Annotated in this window: 11 protein-coding genes and 1 pseudogene; 4 read left to right on the top strand and 8 right to left on the bottom strand. The window is 51.7% G+C overall.

The window, feature by feature from the left end; all coding sequences use genetic code 11:
• The first annotated feature begins 111 nt into the window (after window positions 1–111).
• The 4 genes and pseudogenes from Q7V48_10960 to rlmB all read left to right on the top strand — a co-directional run bounded on the left by Q7V48_10960 (window position 112) and on the right by rlmB (window position 3733).
• Complete coding sequence (locus Q7V48_10960; protein ID MDO9211245.1) at window positions 112–1500, top strand: DUF1015 domain-containing protein; 1389 nt, start codon at window positions 112–114, stop codon at window positions 1498–1500.
• Window positions 1478–2239: a tRNA1(Val) (adenine(37)-N6)-methyltransferase gene (locus Q7V48_10955; GenBank protein ID MDO9211244.1), complete on the top strand. Its 762-nt coding sequence runs from the start codon at window positions 1478–1480 to the stop codon at window positions 2237–2239. The genes Q7V48_10960 and Q7V48_10955 overlap by 23 nt, the downstream gene beginning before the upstream one ends.
• Window positions 2240–2347: 108 nt before the next feature.
• Complete coding sequence (locus tag Q7V48_10950; protein MDO9211243.1) at window positions 2348–3031, top strand: rhomboid family intramembrane serine protease; 684 nt, start codon at window positions 2348–2350, stop codon at window positions 3029–3031.
• Window positions 3032–3064: 33 nt separating this feature from the next.
• Window positions 3065–3733: pseudogene (rlmB, locus tag Q7V48_10945) on the top strand (23S rRNA (guanosine(2251)-2'-O)-methyltransferase RlmB).
• Here rlmB and uvrA read toward each other — a convergent pair.
• The 8 genes from uvrA to Q7V48_10905 all read right to left on the bottom strand — a co-directional run.
• Window positions 3689–6721, bottom strand: coding sequence for an excinuclease ABC subunit UvrA (uvrA, locus tag Q7V48_10940; protein MDO9211242.1), 3033 nt, complete (start codon window positions 6719–6721; stop codon window positions 3689–3691). The pseudogene rlmB and the gene uvrA sit on opposite strands and share 45 nt — an antisense overlap.
• A gap of 154 nt (window positions 6722–6875) precedes the next feature.
• On the bottom strand, window positions 6876–7988 hold the full coding sequence (gene pdxA / locus Q7V48_10935) for a 4-hydroxythreonine-4-phosphate dehydrogenase PdxA (protein ID MDO9211241.1): 1113 nt from the start codon (window positions 7986–7988) through the stop codon (window positions 6876–6878).
• Between the two features lie 155 nt (window positions 7989–8143).
• Window positions 8144–9106 carry a peptidylprolyl isomerase gene (locus tag Q7V48_10930; protein ID MDO9211240.1) on the bottom strand — a complete coding sequence of 321 codons (963 nt, stop codon included), beginning with the start codon at window positions 9104–9106 and terminating at the stop codon, window positions 8144–8146.
• Window positions 9107–9290: 184 nt separating this feature from the next.
• Window positions 9291–12797, bottom strand: coding sequence for a transcription-repair coupling factor (gene mfd / locus Q7V48_10925; GenBank protein ID MDO9211239.1), 3507 nt, complete (start codon window positions 12795–12797; stop codon window positions 9291–9293).
• Window positions 12798–12851: 54 nt separating this feature from the next.
• The gene (locus Q7V48_10920; protein ID MDO9211238.1) at window positions 12852–13592 is read right to left on the bottom strand and encodes a cytochrome c biogenesis protein CcdA; all 741 of its coding nucleotides are present in this window, start codon (window positions 13590–13592) and stop codon (window positions 12852–12854) included.
• Complete coding sequence (locus Q7V48_10915) at window positions 13589–14689, bottom strand: MlaD family protein (protein ID MDO9211237.1); 1101 nt, start codon at window positions 14687–14689, stop codon at window positions 13589–13591. The genes Q7V48_10920 and Q7V48_10915 overlap by 4 nt, the downstream gene beginning before the upstream one ends.
• A gap of 26 nt (window positions 14690–14715) precedes the next feature.
• Window positions 14716–15459 carry an ATP-binding cassette domain-containing protein gene (locus Q7V48_10910; GenBank protein ID MDO9211236.1) on the bottom strand — a complete coding sequence of 248 codons (744 nt, stop codon included), beginning with the start codon at window positions 15457–15459 and terminating at the stop codon, window positions 14716–14718.
• Window positions 15460–15769: 310 nt separating this feature from the next.
• Window positions 15770–15990: MBL fold metallo-hydrolase (locus Q7V48_10905; protein ID MDO9211235.1), on the bottom strand; the 221-nt coding region annotated here is incomplete at its 5' end.

Here is a 15990-nt window from a genome sequence, read left to right as displayed (position 1 = left end):
ATTCCGCAATCCGAATTCCGCACTTAACATGCCTTGTTTTGATCCCTTCTTTGTGTTATAAAAACTCATCCGCTTTAGAAAACAAGATCTCTAAAAAGGAGAAAAAATCAGATGGCCTTGATCGTCCCTTTCCAGGGCATTTTATATAATCAGAAAAAGGTTGGCGATATCCGCCGGGTGATCGCTCCTCCTTACGATGTCATTTCCCCCGAGGCTCAGAATTCCTTCTACCGGCGACATCCTCAGAATGTGATCCGCCTGATCCTGAACAAAGAGACACCCGAAGATAACCCGCAGAACAACCGTTATACCCGCTCCGCAGCTCACTATCGTACCTGGCTGGAGGAGGGAACCCTCGTCCGTTCCCGTGCGCCTCAATTTTATTTTTTACAGGAAGAATTCGACGCTTCGCTCAGCCTTCCCACTGATGGCGGTCTCCCGGCAACCAGGAAGGTTCGCCGGGGGTTCATCGGCCTCATCCGCCTGGAAGAATTCGGGACCGGCGTGGTCCTACCCCACGAAAAAACCCAGACCAAACCCAAAGCAGATCGTCTGGCATTGATGGAAGCTTGCCAAGCCAACTTCAGCCAGATTTTCTCGCTCTATTCCGACGAAGATGGAGCCATGGCCCCCATCTACGAAAAGGTCTTCTCTTCCCCGGAAGGGCCAGCCATTGACGTCACGGACGACGACGGGATTCGCCACAGGCTCTGGATGGTCAGCGACCCGCAAATCATCGGCAAAATAACGGAAATCATGAAGCCGAAAAAAATCTACATTGCAGACGGACATCACCGCTATGAAACCGCTCTGGCCTACCGAGAGCGACAGCTTGCCCGCTTTCCCAACGGCACGGGAAGAGAAAGCTATCATTTTACCATGATGTACCTGGCAGCCATGGAGGATGAAGGACTATTGATCCTTCCTACCCACCGGGTCGTTGTGGGCGTAGAAAAATTTCAGGCTTCCAGTTTCATGGAAAAACTTAGCGCCAACTTTTCCGTCGAATCCTTCGCTTTCAATGCCAAGAACGAAGGGATGGTCCGGGATAAATTTCTGCGGGAACTCGCCTCCCGGTCCGATGAGGGAAGGACCCTGGGAATGCTGCTGGGTGAGACCACCCAATATTTTCTTCTTTCCCTGAAAAATGGACGCTTCCTGGATGAAGCGGCCCCGGCATTGTCCCCGACTTTGAAAGACTTGGATGTGAATCTCCTCCATATCCTCGTCTTTCAGAAGTTGTTGCAAATCGGCCCCCAGGAGTTGGCCGCCGGCAAAAATGTGCTCTATTGCCAAGAACCTCAGGAAGCCGTCCAAGCAGTACAATCCGGTAAAGGGCAGATCGCTTTTTTCCTCAACCCCACCAAAGTGTACCAGGTCAGGGATGTGTCCCTGGCCGGGGAGACCATGCCCTCAAAATCCACTTTCTTCTACCCCAAGTTGCTCAGCGGCTTGGTTATCAATCCGCTGGAACCAGATGAAGAAATTGTCGTGGAATGAACAGGAAGAAACCCTCGATACCCTCTTCGAGGGCCGGCTCAAAATCCTTCAGAAAAAAAGTGGATACCGTTTCTCCATCGACGCTCTCCTTCTGGCCCACTTTACAGAGCTTCGCCCCCAAGACCGGGTTCTTGACCTGGGTACAGGCTGCGGCATTATCCCGCTGATTTTAATTTTTCACCATAAAGTGGGAGGGGTGATTGGCGTAGAAATCCAGCCATCCCTTGCCGACCTGGCCAGGCGGAACGCCGCCTTGAATCATTTCTCCTCCCATATTGAGATCTGGGAGAAAGATCTGAAGACCTTAAAAAGGGAGAGCTTGGGGGGTACTTTTGACGTAGTTTTAAGCAACCCGCCCTACCGCCAAGTCGGTTCAGGCCGGATCAATCCTTGGTTGGAGAAGGCCCTGGCCCGCCATGAAATCAAGGCGACCCTGAATGATATACTCCAGGCTGCGCATCATCTCCTAAAAGAGAAGGGACGTTTGAACATGATCTACCCGGCCTCCCGGGCAGCCGACTTGATTCAGGAAATGCGCAAGTCTCACCTGGAGCCCAAGCGCCTGCAGTTTATACACTCTCACCAAAAAGACGAAGCCCGCCTGATGCTGGTGGAAGCTATCAAAGAAGGACGCGCTCAAATCAAAGTTCTCCCTCCTCGATTCCTCTATGATTCTGCAGGGTGTTACACCTCTGAAGCGCAGGAACTTTTTGTTTATTCTTTTTCAGATTGCCCTTGATTCAAGACTTTTTTAGTTCAAAGACGGTAAAATTCCTTGACAATCTGCCCTCAGAAGCCTTAAATTTTTACCATATGTGGCGACCATGATTAAAGGAATTTTATTTTGCTGCTCCCCCTCAAAGACGACAACCCCGTTTCTTCTTTCCCCTTCGTAACGATCGGGATTATCCTAGCCAACGGGTTCATTTTTTTTCATCAGCTCACTATGGATTTTGCTGCCAGTCAACGCTTTGTTTTTCAGTGGGGTGCTATCCCTTTTCAAATCACCCATGGAGAAGTTATTCACGTACTTCCCACCATTCCCCTTCCCCTGACCCTATTTTCCTCCATGTTTCTTCATGGGGGATTTTTACACCTTTTCGGCAACATGCTTTATCTCTGGATTTTCGGGAACAACATTGAAGATACCCTCGGCCATTTCCGCTTCTTGCTCTTTTATCTGGTTTGTGGGCTCTCCGCAGGGGCGGCGCAGGTTCTTTCCGATCCAAGTTCTACGGTCCCTATGATCGGCGCTAGCGGAGCCATCGGTGGCATTTTGGGGGCCTATCTGCTCCTCTTCCCGACCGCCCGGATTCTCACCCTGATCTTTATATTCATCTTTATTAAGATTGTCCGCATACCGGCCTTGATCATTTTGGGATTTTGGTTCTTTATTCAGATCCTCAGCGTAGGAGGCGGGGCCATCTCCAATGTGGCCTTTTTTGCCCACATCGGCGGATTTATTTCTGGGCTGGTGCTGGTAAAACTTTTTCAGCCGAAACAGTCCAGGAGCAGGAGAAAGTGGGCGTAAATCTGCGTCCTATTAAATTTAACCGAATTGGTTATGAGTGCTGATGTCATTTACGGTATCAACCCGGTTCTCGAAGCCTTGAAGGCAGATCGGCAAATTCTGCATAAGATCATCCTGGCGAAGGGAAGGGAAGACCTTCCTCTCCGTACCTTGCGGCGGCTGGCTCAGGAAAAAAAGATCCCCATCCAGATTTGCCCCAGAGAAGTTTTAAACCGACTGGCAAAGACCGAGCACCATCAGGGGGTCATTGGTTGGCGATCTCAGTCGCCATATACTTCCTGGGAGGATTTCTTACCGTCCATCCGGTCAGCGCCTGGCCATGCTCTGGTTCTCTTACTGGACAGTATCGAAGACCCCCAGAATTTTGGCTCGCTTATTCGGACGGCCGAAGCATGCGGCGCGCAAGGAATCATCATTCCCAAGGACCGGGCTGTCGGCGTTACCCCCGCTGTGATCAAAGTTTCGGCCGGAGCGGCTGCTCACATTCCGGTAGTGCGGGTCACTAACTTGGCCAACACTTTGGAAGAGCTGAAAAGAGAAAATTTCTGGATCGTGGGGGCAGATGCCCGGGGAGAAAAAAGTCTTTATGAGATGCAATTTGATATGAACGTGGGCCTGGTCATCGGAAGCGAAGGGAAGGGGATTCGCCCGCTTATCCTAAAAAAATGTGACCATACAATCTCGATCCCCATGAAAGGAAAGACTTCTTCTCTGAATGCAGCCGTCGCTGGAGCCATCATCCTCTTCGAAATCCTGCGCCAACAACTTCAAATGCGGAATTCCGAATGGGGAATGCGGAATTTGTAAATAATTTCGAATTTCAGATTTAATTCCGCAATCCGCAATCCGAATTTCTTTTTGTCTGGTCCGGTCCCGGGCAAAGAGCTTCCGCAAAAACTGGCCCGTATAAGAATGGGGGATATTGGCCACTTCCTCGGGAGTTCCTTGGGCCAGAATTTCTCCTCCAGCGTCTCCCCCTTCGGGGCCGAGGTCGATGACGTAATCCGCGGTCTTGATGACTTCTAAGTTATGCTCGATGACGATCACGGTATTACCCGTGTTGGCCAGACGATTGAGGACTTCCAGCAGTTTGCGAATATCGTCGAAGTGTAACCCGGTGGTGGGTTCATCCAGGATGTATACGGTCCTCCCCGTGGATCGTTTGGAGAGTTCCCGGGAAAGTTTGACCCGTTGGGCTTCTCCCCCCGAAAGGGTAGTCGCTTGCTGCCCCAGCTTGATATATCCCATGCCCACATCGGCCAAGGTCTGGAGCTTGCCGCGGATTTTGGGGATGGGTTCGAAGAACTTGAGCGCCTGGTCCACGGTCATATCCAAAACATCCCAGATGTTTTTTCCCTTATATTGCACCTCCAAGGTTTCTCGATTATAGCGTTTCCCCCGGCAAACTTCACAGGTCACGTAAACGTCAGGCAGGAAATGCATTTCGATCTTGATGATCCCGTCGCCCCCGCAGGCTTCGCAACGCCCGCCTTTGACGTTGAAACTGTACCGCCCCGGAGCATACCCCCGGGCCCGAGACTCGGGAAGCCGGGCAAAAAGTTCCCGGACGTAGGTGAAGACTCCCGTGTATGTGGCCGGGTTGGAACGCGGCGTGCGCCCGATGGGAGATTGGTCGATTTCGATCACCTTATCGACTTCCGAGATTCCCAGAAGATCCTGCATCTTGCCCGGTCTTTCTTTGGAATGGTAGATCTTCTGGGCCAGGGCCCGGTACAGAGTATCCAAAACAAGGGTGCTCTTGCCGGAGCCGGAAACTCCGGTCACACAGGTGAACAGGCCCAAGGGGAATTTTACGGTAATGTCCTTGAGGTTGTTTTCGCTGGCCCGGACCAAAGTTAAAAACTTCCCTGTGGGCTTTCGGCGCGAGGCGGGAACGGGGATGCTTAACTTCCCCGACAGGTACTTGCCGGTAAGAGAATTTTCTGCCTGCATCAATTCCTGCGGCGTTCCGGTAAATACTAACTCCCCCCCGTTGACTCCCGCTCCCGGGCCGAGATCCAGGACATAATCTGCTGCCAAGATCGTTTCTTCGTCGTGCTCCACTACCAGGATGGTATTGCCCAGGTCTCTCAGCCGCCGCAAGGTGGCCAGGAGCCTGGTATTGTCCCGCTGGTGTAAACCGATGCTCGGTTCGTCCAGGATATAGAGAACGCCGACCAGCCCGGAGCCAATCTGGGTCGCCAGGCGGATACGCTCCGACTCCCCGCCGGATAGGGTCGCGGAAGGCCGGCTCAGGGTCAGGTAATCCAGGCCGACATTGACTAGGAACCCCAGACGCTCGGAGATTTCTTTCAAGATTCGGCGGCCGATTTCTTGTTCCCGTGGGGAAAGGGGCAGGTTGGAAAAAAAATCTAAGGCCTCCCGGATGGATTTTCCCGTAACCTGGTGGATGTTCAGCTCGTTGATTTTGACGAAAAGGCTTTCCTGGCGCAACCGGGCTCCTTGGCACATCGGGCAACCCCGGATGTTCATGTACCGTTCCATCTCTTCCCGGATGATCTCCGAATCGGTCTCCCGGTACCTCCTTTCCAGATTGGGGATGACGCCCTCGAATTCCCGGAAGTAGAAATGCCGCCGGTCATCCCGCTCGCTATAGAATTTGATCTGTTCCCCGTTGGACCCTTGCAGAATGACCTTCTGCACTTGCGGAGGAAGGGTCTTGAAAGGGGCATAGAGGTCAATATGGTAATGTTCGACCAGAGAATCGAGCATTTGGTGGAAATGCATGGAACTTCGCCCCTGCCAGGGAATCACCGCCCCCTCCCGGATGGAAAGGTTATTGTTGGGCACGATCAGGTCCGGGGCGAAATACATCATCGTTCCCAGGCCATCGCATTGGGGGCAGGCTCCATAGGGATTGTTGAAGGAGAACATGCGAGGGCTGATCTCAGGAAGGCTCACCCCGCAATCGACGCAGGCGAATCTTTCGCTGAAGACCAGTTCTTCTCCCCCTACAATCTCCACCTTGGCGATTCCTTCCGAAAGGCCGAGAGCCGTAGCCAGCGAATCCGCCAGACGTTTCTCCGCTTTTTCTTTGACCACCAGCCGGTCCACCAGGACCTCGAGGGTATGCTTTTTATTTTTGTCCAGGATGATCTCTTCGCTCAGATCCCGGATGATCCCATCCACCTTGACCCGGGCGAACCCGCTCTTCCGCAGGTGCTCAAATTCTTTGCGATATTCCCCCTTTCGCCCCCGAATGATGGGAGAAAGAATTTGTAACCGTGTCCCGGGTGCCAGGACCATGACCTGGTCCACAATCTGCTGGACGGTCTGGGACTTGATCTCTTTGCCGCACTGGGGGCAGTGGGGTTTGCCGATACGGGCAAAGAACAGGCGCAAGTAATCGTGGATCTCGGTGATCGTTCCCACGGTGGAGCGGGGATTCTTGGAAGTCGTCTTCTGCTCGATAGAAATAGCCGGAGAAAGCCCCTCGATGGATTCCACGTCGGGCTTCTCCATCTGCTCCAGAAACTGCCGGGCGTAGGCGGAAAGGGATTCCACGTAACGCCTCTGGCCCTCGGCATAGATGGTGTCAAAGGCCAGGGAGGATTTACCCGAACCCGAGAGGCCGGTGATCACCACCAGCTGGTTGCGGGGAATTTCCACATGGATGTTTTTCAGGTTATGTTCGCGGGCGCCGCGGATGATGATCTTGTCAGTAGCCATGGGCAAAGAACTTTTTTATTGGGACGCAGATTTTCGCCGATATCCGCAGAAAAAAATATTTTAAAAGTCTTGTCCATCTGCGTATATCAGCGTCCAACAAATATCTAATGCTTTGAATTTATTGTATAGGAAATTGCTTTTTTATCCTTCCTCCTCATCCCCGCCCTCTCCCCCGTTTGCGGGGGAGAGGGGAAGGGTGAGGGGGCTTAACTTGATTTTTTTCCTTTTGAATATTGGTTTTTAGATTTTGGGATTTACGTTTTTTAGTGGCCATTTGGGCTGCCAATTGGATGGCTGCTTGCATAGAACGGGCATTGGCCATATTTTTGCCAGCGATATCATAGGCCACGCCATGATCCACCGAGGTGCGAATGAAAGGGAGACCCAGGGTGATGTTTACAGCGTCTTCGAAATGGAGAAGTTTCAGGGGAATTAAACCCTGGTCATGGTACATGCAAACCACGGCATCGAACTCACCCTGTTTCGCCCGGCAAAAAAGAGTATCCGCCGGCCAGGGTCCGGAAACCAAAAGCCCCTTTGGGGAGACCTGGCGGATAGCCTGGGAGATGATTGATTCTTCTTCCCCGAAAAGTCCGTTCTCGCCGGCATGGGGGTTAAGACCCGCCACAGCGATCCGCGGAGTGCTTACATCAAAGTAATCTTGTAATCCCTGGTTGGTGATTTCGATGACGGAACGGATTCTTTCCACTTGCAAAAGACCGGATACCTCGCGCAAAGGAAGATGGGTGGTCACCAAAGCCACTTTCAACCGTTTGCCGGCAAGCATCATGACAAATTCCTTCGTACCGGAAGCTTCGGCCAGGTATTCGGTGTGACCGCGAAAAGAAATTCCTACCCCAGAAATTGCTTCCTTGCTCACAGGGGCAGTCACGATTGCCTCCACTTTCCCTTTCATGGCCAAATTCGTTGCTTTTTCCACATAAGCGAAAGCGGCGCGGGAACTTTCCTGGAAGGGAATATCCGCGGGAAACTTCTTCCAAGGGAATTTGGAAAGAGAAAGGACTGGCACCGATTCAGGTTGAAAATTTCGAAATCCTTCGGCAACTTCCACTACCCTTAGCTTTAAACCTAAGGCCTGCACGGTGCGGGCAAGAATATTGAAGTCTCCGAGAACCAGAGGTATGCAAACTCTTTGCCGGGAGAGCTGGGCTAGAGCTTTGACGATAACTTCTGGACCAATCCCCCGGGGATCCCCCATGGTGATGGCGATTAAAGGCTTATGGTTTTTTCTTTCGGAAATTTCCATGAATTCGCATGCAGATTTTTGGGGATATGCGCCGGAAAAGACTTCTCCACAATCGTTTTGTCCGCTCACTTCGTTAAACGAACGCAACGGTTTTAACGATCCTAACGAACTTAACCATTTCTTTTTTCATCTGCGTCCCAAAGTTTTGTATTTTTTTAGAGCTTGATTTCGATGTAGGCTTTGTCCTTGAGGGTCTTCATCCATTCTTTGAATTTTTGCTCGGATTCCTCTAATAATTTGGCCTCGCGAATTTTGTTCTGGACCTCGGCAAATGGCTTGGGTTCCCCGCCTTTGCGTTCCAGTACCCGCAGGATATGAAACCCATCCGGTCCTTGGACAAGATCACTCACTTCTCCCACTTTCAGGGGAAAGGCTGCTTTCTCCAGCTCGGGGACCAATTCTTTTTCCTTGAAAAAGCCAAGGACTCCCCCCTCATTGGCTTCCGGCCCCCGGGAATGCGCCCTGGCCAGTTGAGCAAAATCTCCGCCTGCTCGGACCCTTTCCAGAAGAGTCTCAGCTTCTTTACGGATGGCCCTGATTTGCTCTTCCGTAGCCCCTGGAGAAACGGGAAGGAAGATCTGCTGTACCTTCACCTCCAAGGGGTCAGTGTATTCTTTTCTATTCTCCTGATAAATCTTTCGCAGGTCTTCCTCTTTTAGAACAATCTTTGATTTAATCTCCCGGTTGACCAGGCGCATTTTTCCCAGATCCTCGCGGATATGACGGCGGTAGACGGAATAGGTCATTCCTTCTTTGGCCAGAGCCATCTTCATCTCGTTCTCGGTCAGACGATTTTCCTTCATAATGCCCTCGATGGCCGAGTCCAAATCCCTATCCGAGACTTCCACCTTCCTTTTTTTGATTTCCTGCTCCAAAAGCTTGTTCTCGATCAGCTGATTCAGGATTTCTTCCCGGGCCTTCTTCAGTTTCTCCTCCCGCTCCGAAGGAAGGGTGGATTCTTTCACCTGGTGGAAGAAACGCGCCCCAGCTTCCTCCAATTCCGACAAGGTTATAACTTCGTTGTTGACCAGGGCCACAATTCGTTCCACAACCTCACCCCGCGAGTTAGCGGGGAAAAGGAAGAATAACGCGGTTATCAGATAGAATATTATTTTCATCATCCTGAACCAGCACAGCCTGAACCAAGCAGGGTTATGGAGAAATTCGCAATCCGAACTTTCTCTGATTTCAGATTGAAGTTTTTATTTTTTCAATCTGCAATCTGCAATCTCCGATCTGCAATGGTTCTGATTTCGTATTGCGAATTTATCGCCAGGGACCTAAATGTTAAATGTTAACACTTCAAAGGATCTCCAGCAATAATTTTTTGGTTTCTTCCAGCATTCCCTTCCATCCTTTTTCGACCGGACGGAGCTTCAGGCGTTGATCTGGCGTAAATTCTCTCTTCCCTCTACCCTGGGCCACAGCAGTCACCAGCCGCTTGGGATCAACGGGGGAATTGGGGTCGAAGGCAAGGATAACCCGTTCTTTCTCTGCCGATACCCGCCGGACCTTTCCTTTCTTCAAAAGCAGTTTCAAATTCATGACCTCCAGCAGATTTTCTAAGACTTGAGGAAATGGACCGTAACGATCCCGCAGCTCTTCTCCGATTTCCTGCACCTCTTCTTCCGTTCTGGCTGTAGAAAAACGCCGATAAAATACGAGCCGCTGGTTAATATCCTCGACATAATCGCCGGGGATAAATGCCGGGATAGGCAAATCAATCTCCGGCTCGACCTCCACAACTACTTCTTCTCCCTTCAATTCCTGGACTGCCTGTTCCAGGATCTGCAGGTACATGTCAAAGCCCACCGCCGCGACGTGGCCGGATTGGGCATCTCCCAAAAGTGCCCCCGCACCCCGGATTTCTAAATCATGCATGGCCAGTTTCAGCCCGGAACCCAACTCGGTCACTTCCTGCAGGGCTTCCAGCCGCTTACGAGCATCTGACCCCATGGAGGCCATACCGGGAACCAAGAGATAGGCATAGGCCCTTTCCTTCGACCTTCCTACCCGCCCCCGGAGTTGATACATTTGGGCCAAGCCCAATTTATCCGCCCGATTAATGATAATCGTATTGGCCGAAGGAAAGTCCAGGCCGGATTCAATAATGGTGGTGGTCAGCAGCAGATCGACCTCTTTGCGGACAAAGGCCAGCATGACCCTTTCCAGGTCCCGCTCGGCCATTTGGCCGTGGGCAATGGCCAGGCGGGCTTCCGGGACCAGCCTCCGCAGTAATTTCTCCATCGCGGGGATGGACCGCACCCGGTTGTGGACGAAGAAGATCTGTCCACCACGGCGGAGTTCGCGGCGAATGGCATCGCGGATTACTTCTTCATCAAATTCGGTAATATAGGTACGAATGGCCAGTCGATCTTCCGGCGGAGTCTCGATTACGCTCAGGTCGCGAATACTCCCCAGGGACATTTGCAGGGTCCGAGGAATGGGGGTGGCGGTTAGCGTCAGGACGTCCAGGTTGGACCGTATATGCTTGAGTTTCTCTTTATGCCGAACGCCGAAGCGGTGCTCTTCGTCAATGACTAACAGGCCCAAGTCTTTGAAGGATACATCCCGCTGCAACAAGCGATGCGTGCCTATGACCAGGTCTACTTTTCCTTTGGCCAGGTCTTCTAAAATTTGTTTTTGTTCAGCCCGGGACCGAAAACGACTGAGCATTTCCACCCGGAAAGGATAAGGGGTAAAACGACGGGAGAACGTCCCAAAATGCTGTTGGGCGAGAACGGTCGTGGGAACCAGCACCGCGACTTGCTTGCCATCCATCATGGCTCTGAAGGCAGATCGGAGGGCCACTTCGGTTTTTCCGAAGCCAACGTCTCCACAGACCAAACGATCCATGGGCTTTTCCCTGTCCATGTCGGCCTGGACATCTTCAATGGCCTTCATTTGATCGGGAGTCTCTTCGTATTCGAAGGATGCCTCGAACTCCCTAAAAAATTCATCGGGAGCAGCGAAGGCGTGTCCTTTGACCACAGTCCTGGCGGCATAGAGTTTGACCAGATCTTCGGCCAGTTCTCGCAAGGAATGTTTGACCCGTTGTTTCGCTTTCTCCCAAGAAGTGCCCCCGAGTTTATCCACTCGCGGCCCATCTTCTCCACTGCCTACATATTTATGCACCAGATTCAGGCGGTAGACGGGAAGATAAAGTTTATCACCGCCCTGGTACTCGATGAGGAGAAAATCATGTTCTTCTTCTCCCAGAGTGAGCTTCATCAGACCTCGATAAATTCCGATTCCATGATCCATATGGACGACATAATCGTCCGCTGTAAGCTCACTAAAAGCGGCCAAAGCATGATCCTTACGAGGAACGGCCGAGCGTTTTCTCGGGCGTTTGTCGCCAAACAGTTCGCTCTCCGTGATGAGCATCAACCCGGCTTGCGGGAATACAAAGCCCCGGGAAAGGTCTCCGATCAATAGGGTGACATTCCATCCTGCAGAATCGGCAGGAGTCCAGGAGGAGAAGGGTTTTCTCAGGGTCTGTACGCTTAGAGCATGCCTGGTGAGCATTTCCTCCAGTCGCTGGGCGGAGCGCATACCGGAACAGGTAAGAAGGGTGATAACCCCTTTTTCTGCCCCGGAACGAATGCGTTGGGCCAGCAACTGCAAGATCCCCTCTTCGGATTTGGAAGCAAGGAGCTCGGACCGTAAACGTTCATTCGCTTCTGTTTCCAGGCGTAAAACCGCCGTGGCCTGTTCTTTCTCCCCTACCTCCAAACCTTGAAAAGCTACCCGAGAGAATGCTCTGCTCAGATCTGCAAACTCTTCCGCGGGCAGGAAAAGTTCTGCCGGTTTCGGCCAGAACTCTCCCCGGGCCAAAGCATGTTGCCAATATTCCTGGCCCTCTTCCCAGAAACGAGCCAATTCTTTCTCCAGTTCAGGTGGTTCTTCAAGAAAAATTACCGCTTGAGGAGGGAGATAATCGAAGAAAGTCTCCAGCGCAGGATAAAAAAGAGGCTGGTAAGATTCCACGGCTGGAAAGGGAATACCTTGTTGGATCTTTTCCCGAAGCTCTTTGGCGGATTCCTGTAAAGCCGGGCTGTCGGCCAGGGCAGCGGTGAGCTTTCCAACTGCCTGGTCGATGAATTCTTGGAAAAACAAAACCTCTTTAACCGGCAGGATCTGGGCCCGCTCCAAGGCTTCCGAAGAACGCTGGCTGTCCGGGTCAAAGGCCCGAATCGATTCTACGTTATCCCCTGAGAATTCCACCCGCAGGGGTGACAAGGCAGAAGGGGAAAAGACATCCACCAGATGTCCCCGTACGGCAAATTCCCCCATTTCCGAGACCAAACTGGCGCGGGAATAGCCCATCCCTTCCAGCCGGGTAATCAATTCTTCTCGCATAAATTCCTGTTCGGGCAATAACGAAAAAGAGAAACGGCGGAGAACTTCCCGTGGAGGAACTCGGGATAGCACTGCGGCCAGAGAAGCGACAATGACTCTTGGGCAAGGATCGGCCAGGAGACGATTTCTTACGGTCCATCGTTGCCCCATGACCTCGGACGGCGGTGAGATTTTTTCGAAAGGTTTCAGGTCCCAGCTCGGATAATGGATGACCTCCTGGCCGGGTCCGACGAAAAAGAGAAGTTCTTGGAAGAAACGCTCTGCTTGCTCCTCGTCAGCGGTAACGACAACAAGGGGATACTGGACCTGGCGGGCGATCTGGGAGAGAACGTAGGCCGCCGAGGAGCCCTTCAGGCCATGGATGCGGAAAAGGGGATCTCGTTTTTCGACAAAAGCAACAACAGGATGGAAGGGAGAGTTTTTATCCATCTCCGAAATCATGGCCATCGCTTCTTTCCAGGCGCCTTCATCCTTTCGATCGCTTTGCGGCCGGAATGCGGCTCACTTCAACGTCAGCGCTGGGAGCCATCGACCCAGGACTTCGTTTAGGAATTCGAAAGAATTGGTCAGCAAGAGGATACCCACAATGACCAAGAGGACTCCACCCACCTTGTTGAATACTCCAAGGTATCTACGGGCTTTCTGGAAGACGCTCAGGAAGGAATTCAGGGCCAAAGAACAGGCGAAAAAGGGAAGCCCTAACCCTAAAGAATAGAAAATCAGGAGTAAAATCCCCGAGCGCATGTCCTCGACCGTGCTGGCATAAAGCAGGATGGAGGAGAGGATCGGGCCGACACAGGGGGTCCAGCCAGCAGCGAAGGTCACGCCAACTAAGAAGGAACCCAGGTACCCCAAAGGTTTGGCGCGGAGGTGCAATTTCTTCTCCTGTTGCAAAAAAGCCCAAGAGAAAACCCCACTGATGAAAAGGCCGAAGAGGATGACTAAAATTCCACCCACGATGCGGATGGTGTCTCGGTGGGCTGCCAGGAATTGGCCGATGAGCGTAGCCGAAGCTCCCAGGATGGTGAAAAGTACGCTGAACCCTAAGATGAAAAGCAAAGAATGGCTAAGGATAATCCGGCGCATTTTCTGCTTCGGATGTTCATAGGTGAGTTCTTCGAAGGAAAGGCCGGTGAGGAAAGCCACGTAGGAAGGCACCAAAGGCAAAACACAGGGAGAGAGAAAGGATAAAACTCCGGCGGCAAAAGCAAGGTAAAAAGAAAGGTCCTGGGCTCCGCTCATCGAGAATTTTCCCCCTTCTTTTCATACGGGCTCTCCCGCTGGCCGATCTCTAACGGCGTGTCGCTCCGGGTTTTGGGCATCGAGCCCCTGAGCAGCCAGTGATTCTGTAGCCCCTGGATTAATTTTTCCGCTTCCTCCACACTTTCGTGGGTTGAAGCCAGCAAATCGGGAATCTCCGGGGCAGCCTTCTTCACACTCCCCGTGATGGCCTTCATGTCTTTGGTAATATCCTTCACATTTTCTGTGATCGCCGGCGCCTCTCCTGTGGCTTTCAGTACATCTTTCGTGACTTGGGGCAGGTCGGCAGCGGCCCTTTTTATATCGTCTAAAACCGTGGGAATCTCCTTTAAGGTTCGGTCAATTTCGGCCATCACCCTCGGCAGGTCTCTGGAGAATTGGGAAGCATTCTGCGTTGCCTCCTCTACGTGGGCCGCAGAACGGCGGATGGAGTCGATGGCCGCCGTAATCTCTCCATGCATCTTCTTGTCCTGGAGAATAGCCCCCATGCTTCCCTGGCCGTTTTTCAGCTGAGCGGTGATAAATTCCACATTGGTCAGTAGAGTGAAAAGTTTTCCCTGCGGGTTATTGAGTTTTCCTGTTACGGACCTCAGGTTTTCCAGGGCTTCGTCCAGCTTCTTGAGGGGAGTCTTAACATCGACCTCTTTCAGGATATCGGTCAGTTCCTTGGGCTCCAGGGAAACGAGAGTTCCTCCTACCGGAAGAGGCGGCTGGTCCGGTGAGCCCATGGTGACCTCGATCGTTTTAGCGCCAAGGAGAGTGCTGACAATCGTCGCCTGGGAATCTTGGCGGATGTTGTCCTTGTAGGTCTCCAGAATCTCCAGGGTCAATTCTACCTTACTCTGGGGATTCAGGCGAAGCGATTTTATATTGCCTACTTCCATGCCGGAAATGGTCACTCCCGTACCCGGCTTCAGGCCGGGGACCTTATTGAATACCACCGAGTAGTAGTAACGTTTCTCGAACCACTTCTGCCCCCGGGCGATGAAGACCAGCTTTACGACGATCAGGGCCAGGGCGAGGATCACAAAGATTCCCACGTAGCGATCGAAATGTTTGATGCGAAAATACATCTGCATGGCACCTTCTCCTCAATTCATGCGGACTAAGACCCCGGCTGTTTCACCTTAGCCAACCGCTCCTGTATCTCCTGGGCTGGGCCCTCGGCTACAATACGCCCGTTTTCCAGGAGGCCGATACGGTCAGCAATGGTAAAAGCAGAATGCCCTTCGCTTGTGACCATCAAAAAGCTTGCCCGGGTTTGCCTATGATACTCCTTTAAAACTTTGAAGACCAGATATTCGGCTTCTCCCCCTAAGCCTGTACCCGGTTCGTCCAGAAAAAGAAGTTCGGGTTCCAGGACCAGGGCCCTGGCCAAAGCCGCTCGCTTTCGCATTCCCAGGCTCAACTGGGCAGGGATGGAGCGGTCATATTGCCGGTCCACTTCGAAAAGGTTCATTTTTTCAGCAACCCGGGCTTGTACTTCAGCCTCCTTTAATCCGGTATGGTACCGTAAAGGCAGCGCCACGTTATCGTAGATCGACATATTACTGATTAGCGCGGCTTCCTGAAAAACAAAGCCCATCTTCATCCGCATGGCTTGGGAGACTTTTTTAGAGGCGGTAGCCAGGTTGATTCCTTCGATCTCCACCCTCCCATTGGCTGGGGAAAAAAGTCCGCTGCAAAGTTTCAAAAGGACTGACTTTCCGCTGCCGCTCGCCCCCAGAACCACATAAATTTCGCTCCGCCGTAAGCGAAAGTTCAGGTTCTGGAAGATTTGCCTTCCGTCAAGGCTGAAAGCAAGGTCAAGGGCTTCAAGAACAATGTCCATAAAAACGATTTTGACCACAGAGGTCACAGCGCGGCATAGCCGCAACCAAAAAAACATTAGCCACAGAGGTCACAGAGATCACAGAGATATATAGATAAAGAAAGGTCATTTAAAAAAGACAATTTAGGATACAGATAACCACGGATAAACATAGATAGAATTGAAAAAAGCTTAATAAAATTTTCAGAAATTGAACGTTAGTAGTACAGAGAACACCGAGGTAAAAATATCAAGGCCCAAGGCCTAAATTGTAAATTTTTTATTTTTAATTGGAATAATTTACCGTTTTTTCTCTGTGCCCTCTGTGTTCTCTGTGGCTAAAGAATTTCTACAACTGGATTTCCATCCCTTCATAAACCCCAAAGCATTCCAGATCGGCCTTTTGATCCCCGATCACCTGGCGGCAGTTTTGGATCATTTCTTCTATGCTGGCGTCTGTTCTTTCCTGGTTATGGTGAAACAAGCCAAATTTCTTTACCTTAGCGTCCAGGGCTAACCTCAGCGCATCTTTATAAACCGAGTGCCCCCAGGTTTTTCTTATTTTGTATT

The organism is Deltaproteobacteria bacterium, from assembly GCA_030654105.1.
In the GTDB taxonomy this organism is placed as follows: Bacteria; Desulfobacterota; SM23-61; order SM23-61; family SM23-61; genus JAHJQK01.
This window is presented reverse-complemented; position numbering and strand designations above follow the sequence as displayed.

Bases quoted from the DNA above. Each gene is read 5' to 3' on its own strand.
- pdxA (MDO9211241.1), bottom strand. From the start codon at position 7,988: ATGGAAATTTCCGAAAGAAAAAACCATAAGCCTTTAATCGCCATCACC.
- Q7V48_10915 (MDO9211237.1), bottom strand. From the start codon at position 14,689: ATGCAGATGTATTTTCGCATCAAACATTTCGATCGCTACGTGGGAATC.
- mfd (MDO9211239.1), bottom strand. From the start codon at position 12,797: ATGGCCATGATTTCGGAGATGGATAAAAACTCTCCCTTCCATCCTGTT.
- uvrA (MDO9211242.1), bottom strand. From the start codon at position 6,721: ATGGCTACTGACAAGATCATCATCCGCGGCGCCCGCGAACATAACCTG.
- Q7V48_10960 (MDO9211245.1), top strand. From the start codon at position 112: ATGGCCTTGATCGTCCCTTTCCAGGGCATTTTATATAATCAGAAAAAG.
- Q7V48_10930 (MDO9211240.1), bottom strand. From the start codon at position 9,106: ATGAAAATAATATTCTATCTGATAACCGCGTTATTCTTCCTTTTCCCC.
- Q7V48_10920 (MDO9211238.1), bottom strand. From the start codon at position 13,592: ATGAGCGGAGCCCAGGACCTTTCTTTTTACCTTGCTTTTGCCGCCGGA.
- Q7V48_10955 (MDO9211244.1), top strand. From the start codon at position 1,478: ATGAAGAAATTGTCGTGGAATGAACAGGAAGAAACCCTCGATACCCTC.